We start from the raw sequence: 9,625 nt of genomic DNA on the forward strand, positions 1-9,625 counted from the left end.
CGATCTATCTCCAGGTGTTAAAAGGATCAGACCTTCTCGCCGCGAGCACGGAGCTCGGCGACGACTTCGTCGATGCCTTTTTTGTCAATGGTGCGCAGGGCAGCGTTGGATACGCGCAGGCGCACCCAGCGGTTCTCGGCTTCGCTCCAGAACTTGCGGTTTTGCAGGTTCGGCAGGAAGCGGCGCTTGGTCTTGTTGTTCGCGTGGGAAACGTTGTTACCCACCATCGGTGCTTTTCCGGTCACTTGGCAAACGCGAGCCATTTGTTGCTCCAAACTGGTTTGATTCGGTAAGACCGTCGAGTATATAGGATGAAGTTGGCTCGAATCAAGAGCTTGCTGCGTTTTCCGTGTGGAAAGCCGGTTCGCCCGCTTGTGGCTAGAGCAATCCCCGCTCTGCAAACGAGACCGGGCTGGCGTTGCCGGCGACGATGAAGTGGTCCAGAACCCGCACGTCTACAAGCGCGAGGGCCTGTTTGAGGGTGTCGGTGAGGAGGCGGTCGGCCTGGCTGGGCTCGCCGACGCCCGAGGGGTGGTTGTGGGCGAGGATGACCGCGGCGGCGTTGTGGGCCAGCACCAGCTTGACCACTTCGCGGGGATGGACCGACGTCTGGGCGAGGGTGCCCTGGAAGAGTTCCTCGCTGCCGATCACCCGGTTCTGGCTGTCGAGGAGGATCACCAGGAAGACCTCGCGGGGGAGGGCGCCGAGCTTGAGGCGCAGCCAGTCGCGCACGGCCGCGGGGGAATCGAAGATGTCGCGCCGGGCCATTTCTTCGCCCAGGGCGCGGCGGGCGAGTTCGAGCACGGCCTGCAGCTGGGCATATTTGGCGAGCCCCATTCCGGGGATCGCCGAGAAGGCGCTGGCCGAGGCGGTGCACAGGGCCGACAGGCTGCCGAAGCGCTGGAGCAGGTCGCGGGCGAGATCCACGGCGCTCTTGCCCTTGATGCCGACGCGCAGGAACAGCGCCAGGAGTTCGGCGTCGGAGAGCGCGGCGGCGCCCCGGGCGAGCAGGCGTTCCCGCGGGCGTTCGTCGGCGGGCCAGTCGGTGATTGCCATGGCGTGTACAATTCCAGCTTCTGAAAGATCCGGATAATAACATTGGCATGAGTGAGCTGACGGGCAGGAAACTGGTGCTGGGGGTGACCGGCGGGGTGGCGGCCTACAAGGCGGCCGAGCTGGTGCGGCTGCTGGGCAAGGCCGGCGCGGATGTGCATGTGGTGCTTACCGAAGGCGGCGCGCGCTTCGTCACGGCGGTCACCTTCCAGGCGCTGTCGGGCAATCCGGTCTGGACGGATCTGTGGGACCCGCGGATGGGTAACAACATGGCCCACATCGACCTCACCCGCGACGCCGACGCGATCCTCATCGCGCCGGCTACCGCCGACGTGATGGCGAAGCTGGTGCATGGTCTGGCCGACGACCTCCTCACCACTCTGTGCCTTGCCCGCGATTGCCCGCTGCTGGTGGCGCCGGCGATGAACCGCCAGATGTGGGAGCGCCCGGCCACCCAGCGCAACGCGCGCCAGCTGGCCGACGACGGCGTAAGCCTCTTCGGCCCCGCGGCCGGCGAGCAGGCCTGCGGCGAAGTGGGCCTGGGGCGGATGCTGGAGCCGGAGGCGCTGTGCGAGGCGGTGATCGGCTTCTTCCAGCCCAAGCTGCTGGCGGGGCGGCGCATCGTGATGACCGCCGGACCGACCTTCGAGCCCATCGATCCGGTGCGCGGCATCACCAATTCCAGCTCCGGCAAGATGGCCTACGGCCTTGCCCGGGCCTGTGCCCAGGCGGGTGCCGAGGTGACGATCGTGAGCGGCCCGGTGGCGCTGCCGGTGCCGGCGGGCTGCGCGCGGGTGAGCGTGAGGAGCGCGCTGGAGATGCGCGAGGCGGTGTTCGCGGCGCTGCCCGGCGCCGACGTGTTCATCGGCGTGGCGGCGGTGGCGGACTATCGTCCGGCTACGTCGGCCGCGCACAAGATCAAGAAATCCGGCGCCGAGCTGGCGATCACCCTCACGCCCAACCCCGACATCCTGGCCGAGGTGGCCGGGCTGCCGAGCCCGCCCTTCTGTGTGGGCTTTGCCGCCGAGAGCCAGAACCTCGACCAGTACGCCGAGGGCAAGCGCAAGGCCAAGCAGCTGCCGCTGGTGGTGGGCAACCTGGTGCAGGATGGGCTGGGCGGCGACGACAACCAGGTGGTGCTGTTCGACGACGCCGGGCGCCATCCGCTGCCCAAGGCGCCCAAGCCGGAGGTGGCCCGCGCCATCGTGGCCCATCTGGCGGGCCTGCTGCCCAAGCCCTGAACCCAACCCAACGAGACGACCATGCACCGCATCGACATCCGCATCCTCGACGACCGCCTTCGCCAGCAGCCGCCGGCCTACGCCACCACCGGCGCTGCCGGGCTCGACCTGCGCGCCTGCCTGGAGGCGCCGATCAACCTGGCGCCGGGCCACACCACGCTGGTGCCCACCGGCATCGCGATCCACCTGGCCGACCCGGGCCTGGCGGCGATGATCCTGCCGCGCTCGGGCCTGGGGCACAAGCACGGCATCGTGCTGGGCAATCTGGTGGGGCTGATCGATTCCGATTACCAGGGGCAGATCTTCGTGTCGGTGTGGAACCGGGGGCACGACCACTTCACCATCCAGCCGATGGAGCGGGTGGCCCAGCTGGTGGTGGTGCCGGTGCTGCAGGTGGGGTTCAACGTGGTCGAGGCCTTCGACGAGAGCGAGCGCGGCGAAGGCGGCTTCGGCAGCACGGGCAAGCACTGATGCGTCACCCCGGCATTCCTACCGGCGTGCATGTCCTGCTGGAGCGGGATGGGCGGGTGCTGCTGATGCGTCGCGCCGGCACGGGCTTCTTCGATGGCCTCTACAGCCTGCCCGGCGGGCACGTGGAGGAGGGCGAATCCCTGCGCCGCACCGCGGTGCGGGAGATGCGCGAGGAGTTGGGGATTGGGGTGGCCGAGTCGGCGCTGAGGCCGGTGGGCGTGGTTCATCGACGCTCCGACACCAACCGGATCGACTTCTTCCTGCGGGCTTCGAGCTGGCAGGGCGAGCCGACGATTGCCGAACCGCATCGCTGCGACGACCTGCGCTGGTGCGCCCGCGATGCGTTGCCGGAGGCGACGGTGCCGTACATCCGGGACGCGCTGGCGGCCGGCGAGGGGCCGTGGCTGCAGGAGTCGGGCTGGGATTGAGCGGCCGGTCAGGTGCTGCAAAAACGCCCGGGTTCGGCAGACACCCGGGCGTTTTTGCAGCTGGGCCCGCTTAGTCCGGCACGCTCACGGTGCCGTCGGCGTAGCCGATGAGATCCGCCGTGGCCGGGTTGCCCGAGATGGGCGGCACGTTGCCGGCGCCGATCGCCGGTGCGCTGCCCGCCGTGCCACCCCGCGGCACGGTGCGCACCACCTGGGAGGCGGGCAGGGCGGCGCCGGTCTTGAGGTGGGCGTACATCAGGTCGAGGGCCTGGTTGAAATACACGTGCAGGGGCACGAGGCGGGTGTCGTAGCCGGGCAGCAGGTCGATGAAGCTGTCGAAGTGCTGGGCGTTGGTCACCTCGTAGTAGCGCAGCGCGCTGCTGCCGGCCTTGCGGCTGGCGCCGAAGTAGGCCCGGGCGGCGTGGTTGACCGGGATCAGCGTGTCGGCGCGGCCGGCCACGATGATGGTCGGCTTGGCGCCCAGCCTGCCCTCCACCTGCACTTCGCGGATGCCTTTCTGCACCTTCTCGGATTGGGCGAGCCGGGTGCCGGTGAGCCTGGCGCCGGTCACCGGGTCGATGCCGGTGACCAGCGCGCGGGCGCACAGGGCGCCGTCCAGCGCGCCGTCGGCCCGGTTGGTGGAGGGCGATCTGGCGTTGATGTCGCGGGTCGGGCCGCCCACCGCGTCGTTGTAGACGAGGTTGATGCCGCTGGTGGGGGGCACGCCGTTGCCGACCGAGAAGATCATCGACTGGACCAGGGCCGCGGTGGCGGTGACCGCGCCGGTGCCGGCGGTGGTGGCGAAGCTGAAGCCGCAGACGTTGTCCAGCACGCTGAAGCGCCCGAGGGTGTTGAGGTAGGTGACGACGATGGAGGGGGTGGCGAAGGCGTGGTGGGTGGCGTGGAGGGCGTCGTGCTCGGCGGACCAGCCGTAGGCGTGGAGCTTCTGCAGCGCCTCGTCGGCCTGGCCGGCGAGGGTGGCGGCGGTGAGCAGGCCCTTTTCCTTCAGCGAGGCGCAGCGGTCGGCGGCGTAGAGGGCGAGGGCGGCGGCGGGCGGCCCGCCGGCGGCGGCCGTCGACAGGGCGGCGCAGGGCTGGTAGAGGTTGGCGTAGGTGAAGTAGTCGAGGAGCGGCTTGCCGACGGTGGGCACGCTGGCGTTGCCCTGCTTGATGGCGATGCCGGCGACGTCCTTCGGCTGGATCTGCGGCTCGCTCACCGCCACGCCGTCGATCAGGCCCAGGCTGTCCTGCTCGGCGGCCATCAGCGCGGCGCCGGCGCCGTTGGAGACGGAGGAGGCGATCACCACGGTGTTGGCCGGGCGGATGATGCGCGGCTTCTTGCCGGTGCCGTCGGCGGTGGAGTATTTCTCGTTGAGCACGTAGAAGGCGAAGGCGACCGCGTCCAGGGTGTTGCGGCCCCAGTCCTTCTCGGGGTTCTGCCCGGAATGGGCATGCTTGTAGGCGATGCGGTTGGGGGTGGCGACGTTGAAGGCGTCGAGCTGGCTCTTGGTGATGTCGGCGGCGAAGTGGGCCTACTTGCCGGCGGCCGACGCGGTGGAGACGGTGCCGTCGATCATGTTCACCGTGTCGCGGGCCAGGTCGTGCATGCCGTTGCCGCTGCCCTTGTCGGTGTAGGCCACCGCGCAGCCGTGCTTGAGGCCCCACTCGCCCGAGGTGCCGATGGCGCCGTAGATGCCGCGGGAGCCCGACGAGGTGGCGGTGACGATGCAGGGTTTGGTCTTGTCGAAGCTGTCGGGCACCTGGACCATCAGCGTGACCTTGCGCTTGCCGCTGGCGTCGCCCGAGTAGGCGATGGCCTCGAGCCCGGGGATCTTGCCTTCGCCCAGGGTGTTGTTGCCATTCACGTCGATGTTGGGGCCGTACAGGGTGCCGAAGCCGCCGGCGGCCTTGTTGGCATCCACCAGCGCGCGGTAGTTGGTGTGGATGGCGTAGCGGCGCAGCTCGGCGGCGTTGCCGTAGATGGGCGTGGTGGCGGCGGCGAGGCCGCTCTTGCCGTAGCCGGCGGTGAGCAGGTCGTCGGAGACGCCGTCGTAGGTCCGGGTGGTGTAGGTGTCGGCCCAGACGTGCTCGGGCATCGCGTTGTAGGTGCCGAAACCGCCGCCGCTGGGGCGGGCGTCGACCAGGGTGAGCAGGCGGTCGGTCTCGTCGCCTTCGGCGTCGGCGGTGCCCGGGGTGAAGCGGGCGCTGCGCAGGCTGGCGGGACGCTTGCCGAGTTCGGCTTCGAGGGCGTCGAGGAGCCGGGAATCCGCATTGGCGACGGTCGCCGCGCTGACGCTCCTGAAGCTGCCCGCGGCGAAGGCGGCCTGCAGTTCGGTGCCGCTGGCGGCGCCCAGCGCCAGCAGGGCGATGCTGTTGGTGGCGTTGTTGATGTTGGCCTGCCTGCCCCGGTCGTCTTCGGTGACCAGGGCGTGCCAGACACCCTTGTTGCCGGTGACCTGGAGCATCAACGGGAAGGTGAGGCCCGCGGTGTCGATGGTGTAGTTGCCGCGGGCGTCGGTGGTGACGCTGCGGGTGTTGCCAACGGCGTCCTTGACGGTGACGGCCGCGTTGGCGATGGCCAGCCCCTCGGCGGCGATGCCGCTGACGCTCTGCGGGTGGCTGCCCCCGCCGCCGCAGGCGGACAGGATCAGGGTGCTGACGGCCAGGGCGATGGCCCGCGTGCGAATCCGGTGTTCCATGGGTCTCCTCCGATCAGGGTTTCGGTGCGGCGTCGCTCGGGCGACGTCCTCCCTTCATGTTGGGACAGTCGGCCAGCGGATGACACTGGGGTTTACCTGAATCGCGCGGAGAAACCGCCGGTCATGCCGGCGGCGGTGGGGCGTTGCGGGCGGGCGGCCTCAGCGGCCGGGGGCGGCGGGGTCGTCGGCGTAGAGGTGGGAGAAGCGTAGCTCCTGGGGGTAGGGGTAGAAGTCTTCCACGTAGCCATTGCGGATCTTCTGCTGGGCGTCCTGCCAGAAGCGCGGGTCGAGCAGCTTGCGGTGGTGCTTGAGGAAGGCCTTGCGGATGCGCGCCTGGCCGAGCAGGAAGGTGGCGAACTCTTCCGGGAAAATGTCCATCGGCCCGGCCGAATACCAGGGCTCGCCGGACATCTCCATCTCCTCGTTGGGCGCCGGCGGGATCTTGCGGAAGTTGCAGTCGGTCATGTACTCGATCTCGTCGTAGTCGTAGAACACGACGCGGCCGTAGCGGGTGACGCCGAAGTTCTTCCACAGCATGTCGCCCGGGAAGATGTTGGCGATGGCCAGCTCGCCGATGGCCTGGCCGTATTCCTTGACGGCTTCCTCCACCTGCTCCTCGCTGGCCTTGTCGAGGTAGATGTTGAGGGGCGTCATGCGCCGCTCGATGTAGAGGTGCTTGACCACCAGGGTATCGCCGCTCTCCTCGATCACCGACGGCGCCAGCTCGCGCAGCTGGGCGATCAGATCGGGGTGGAAGCGGCTGCGGGGCAGCGCCACGTTGGAGAACTCCAGGGTGTCGGCCATCCGCCCGACCCGGTCCACCTGACGCACCAGCAGGTATTTGCGTTTCACGGTGGCGCGGTCCATGTTCTTCGAGCTGCCGAAGGTGTCCTTGATGATCTTGAAGACGTAGGGGTAGGACGGCAGGGTGAACACCAGCATCACCAGCCCGCGGATGCCCGGCGCTTCGATGAACTGGTCGTTGGAGTGGCGCAGGTGGGCGATGAGATCCCGGAAGAAGATCGTCTTGCCCTGCTTGCCCAGGCCCAGCATGGTGTACAGCTCGGAGCGCGGCTTGGCGGGCATGATGCTGCGCAGGAACTGCACGTAGCCCGAGGGCACCTCCATGTCGACGAGGAAGTACGCGCGGGAGAGCGAGAACAGCAGCGAGATCCGCCAGGTGTCGAGGAGGACGGTGTCCAGGTAGAGCATGCCCGACGCCCCGTGGCGCACCGCGATGGCGAAGGGGTATTCCTGGTAGCCGTTGATCGCCTTGCCGATGATGTAGGCCGTCTTGTTGCGGTAGAAGGCCGAGTACAGCACCTGGATCTGGCAGTTCACCTCCATCTTGGGCCACTCGCCCAGGTGGCGCTCGACGGTGCGCATCACGTAGTCCACGTCCCGGTCGAGGTTCTCGAAGGAGCGCTGCCAGTCGAAATCCTCGACGATCCGCCGGATGGTGGCGCGCAGGCCCGGCCCCTGGGGGTAGTAGCTCGAATAGGTGGGCGGGAAGGATTCGATGTAGTCGGTGGAGATCGCCGGGCGGGTGAAGATGTAGGCGTTGTTGAAGTAATCCCGGTGCAGGATTTTGGTGGTCACCGAGTTGAAGAAGGTCTCGGCCAGCTCCGGCTGCTTGTGGTTGATGAGCAGGCCGATGAACTGCAGCTTCACCGCCTGCCAGGTTGCGTCGTCGATGGATTCGGCGTTGAACTCCTCGTGCAGGCGCTGCACGGTTTCATTCACCCGGTCGTCGTAGAACTGCACCCGGTCGCGCACCGCCGACAGCTGCCCCTGCCAGTCGGCCGCCTCGTAGCTCTCCTTGGCGCGGCGGGACGTCTCGCGGAAGATCCGGTAGTGGCGGTTGAAGCCTTCGACCATCGCCTGGGCAATGGCCTGGGCGACCGGGTTTTCGGTGCTGCTGCTGTCCATCTTCCCTCCCCTCGGGCGGTGCGCGGAGCGCGGTGAAGCGGCGTTGAGCCGCGGCATTCAGCCTGCAAGTCTAGCACCGCCGATTTCGACCCGGCGGTCCGGCGAATGCCGCACTGCACAAGGCTTTCCGGGGAATTCTGGGTGCTTTTAGCGGTCAAACATTTCGGCCATAATCGGCTCGGTTTGTTTCCTTCCGGCCCCCGCTGAGAGGGGCGTCCGGTCGGCGGCAGATAGTGAATCGGCGGTCGCAGGCGCGGCCCGGCGACGACCTCTCCCTCCCGGAACGGTCGTGGTGCCGGGGCGGCGCTCCAGGCCGGCCGGTTTGCCCACACATCCGAAACATTGCGAGGGAGTTGGAATGAGTTCTTCTCTGATCAAGGTGCCGGCAGGCGGTCAAAAAATCGTTTCCGGCCAGGCTATCCCGGACAATCCCATCATTCCGTACATCGAAGGCGACGGCATCGGCGTGGACATCACCCCGGTGATGATCAAGGTCATCGACGCCGCCGTTAACAAGGCCTACGGCGGCAAGAAGAAGATCTACTGGATGGAGGTCTACGCCGGCGAGAAATCCACCCAGCTGTATGGCCCGGACGAGTGGTTCCCGAAGGAAACCTTCGACGCGCTCAAAGAGTTCTCGGTGTCCATCAAGGGCCCGATGACGACCCCGGTGGGCGGCGGCATCCGCTCCCTCAACGTGGCCTTGCGGCAGGAGCTGGATCTGTACCAGTGCGTGCGCCCGGTGCAGTATTTCAAGGGCGTGCCCTCGCCCCTCAAGCGGCCAGACCTGGTGAACATGGTGATCTTCCGCGAGAACACCGAGGACATCTACGCCGGCGTCGAGTGGGCGGCCCAGTCGGATGGCGCGAAGAAGGTCATCAAGTTCCTCACCGAGGAGATGGGCGTCAAGAAGATCCGCTTCCCGGAGACCTCAGGCATCGGCATCAAGCCGGTGTCCATCGAGGGCACCACCCGGCTGGTGCGGGCGGCCATCAAGTACGCGATTGATAACGACCGCAAGTCGGTGACCATCGTGCACAAGGGCAACATCATGAAGTTCACCGAAGGTCTGTTCCGCGACACCGGCTACAAGGTGGCGCAGCAGGAGTTCGGCGCCGAGCCCATCGACGGCGGCCCGTGGTGCAAGTTCAAGAACCCCAAGACCGGCCGCGAGATCGTCGTCAAGGACGCCATCGCCGACGCCTTCCTGCAGCAGATCCTGCTGCGCCCGGCCGAATACGACGTGATCGCCACCTGCAACCTCAACGGCGATTACATCTCCGACGCGCTGGCAGCGCAGGTGGGCGGCATCGGCATCGCGCCGGGGGCCAACATCTCCGACCAGTACGCCTGCTTCGAGGCCACCCACGGCACCGCGCCCAAGTACGCCGGCCTCGACAAGGTGAATCCGGGTTCGATCATCCTCTCCGCCGAGATGATGCTGCGCCACCTGGGCTGGACGGAGGCCGCCGATCTGGTCATCAAGTCGATGGAGGCCGCCATCGGCGACAAGATCGTCACCTACGACTTCGCCCGCCTGATGGAAGGTGCGACCGAAGTGTCGTGCTCGGAGTTCGGCGATGCGATGATCGAACGCATGTAAGCCTGCTGGCAGCGCCCGCTGCCTGAGTCGAGCAAAAAAGCCCCGTCGGCAACGACGGGGCTTTTTTTTGCCCATTGACCCGTCCTGAAATAGCTTGACACTTTTTTGCCGTAGCAAGGAAGCGTCAATGGAATCAAAGCACAAGCGGACCCAGCGGGATTACAGCCTGGCTTTTAAGCTCTCGGTTGTCGAGCAGGTTGAA

The 9,625-nt window shown here is 67.3% G+C and carries 7 protein-coding genes and 1 pseudogene; 4 read left to right on the forward strand and 4 right to left on the reverse strand.

The annotated features are described in order from the left end of the window. Positions 1-26: 26 nt before the first annotated feature. Together rpmB and radC are read right to left on the reverse strand one after the other, a co-directional pair. Positions 27-263, reverse strand: coding sequence for a 50S ribosomal protein L28 (gene rpmB, locus ACE3N6_RS14255; protein ID WP_153161167.1), 237 nt, complete (start codon positions 261-263; stop codon positions 27-29). A gap of 115 nt (positions 264-378) precedes the next feature. After that, positions 379-1,056 carry a DNA repair protein RadC gene (gene radC / locus ACE3N6_RS14260; protein ID WP_374246442.1) on the reverse strand — a complete coding sequence of 226 codons (678 nt, stop codon included), beginning with the start codon at positions 1,054-1,056 and terminating at the stop codon, positions 379-381. Positions 1,057-1,103: 47 nt separating this feature from the next. On the opposite strand from radC, the gene coaBC reads away from it, so the two are divergent. From coaBC to ACE3N6_RS14275, 3 genes are read left to right on the forward strand one after another with little or no spacing between them, the layout of a single operon-like run. After that, positions 1,104-2,294 (forward strand): bifunctional phosphopantothenoylcysteine decarboxylase/phosphopantothenate--cysteine ligase CoaBC, encoded by a 1,191-nt coding sequence (coaBC, locus tag ACE3N6_RS14265; protein ID WP_374246443.1) that lies wholly within the window; start codon positions 1,104-1,106, stop codon positions 2,292-2,294. A 21-nt stretch (positions 2,295-2,315) separates the two neighbouring features. Continuing rightward, positions 2,316-2,765: a dUTP diphosphatase gene (gene dut, locus ACE3N6_RS14270; RefSeq protein ID WP_374246444.1), complete on the forward strand. Its 450-nt coding sequence runs from the start codon at positions 2,316-2,318 to the stop codon at positions 2,763-2,765. Further along, positions 2,765-3,193 carry an NUDIX domain-containing protein gene (locus ACE3N6_RS14275; protein ID WP_374246445.1) on the forward strand — a complete coding sequence of 143 codons (429 nt, stop codon included), beginning with the start codon at positions 2,765-2,767 and terminating at the stop codon, positions 3,191-3,193. Before dut ends, ACE3N6_RS14275 begins: the two co-directional genes overlap by 1 nt. A 70-nt stretch (positions 3,194-3,263) precedes the next feature. Here ACE3N6_RS14275 and ACE3N6_RS14280 read toward each other — a convergent pair. Both ACE3N6_RS14280 and aceK read right to left on the reverse strand, forming a co-directional pair. Beyond that, positions 3,264-5,891: pseudogene (locus ACE3N6_RS14280) on the reverse strand (3-hydroxybutyrate oligomer hydrolase family protein). 159 nt (positions 5,892-6,050) lie between these two features. Continuing rightward, positions 6,051-7,820: a bifunctional isocitrate dehydrogenase kinase/phosphatase gene (aceK, locus tag ACE3N6_RS14285; protein WP_374246446.1), complete on the reverse strand. Its 1,770-nt coding sequence runs from the start codon at positions 7,818-7,820 to the stop codon at positions 6,051-6,053. Between the two features lie 358 nt (positions 7,821-8,178). Between aceK and icd the strand changes: the two genes are divergently transcribed. After that, on the forward strand, positions 8,179-9,423 hold the full coding sequence (gene icd / locus ACE3N6_RS14290; RefSeq protein ID WP_374246447.1) for an NADP-dependent isocitrate dehydrogenase: 1,245 nt from the start codon (positions 8,179-8,181) through the stop codon (positions 9,421-9,423). Positions 9,424-9,625: the final 202 nt, after the last annotated feature.

This window comes from Zoogloea sp. (assembly GCF_041904905.1).
In the GTDB taxonomy this organism is placed as follows: Bacteria; Pseudomonadota; Gammaproteobacteria; order Burkholderiales; family Rhodocyclaceae; genus Zoogloea.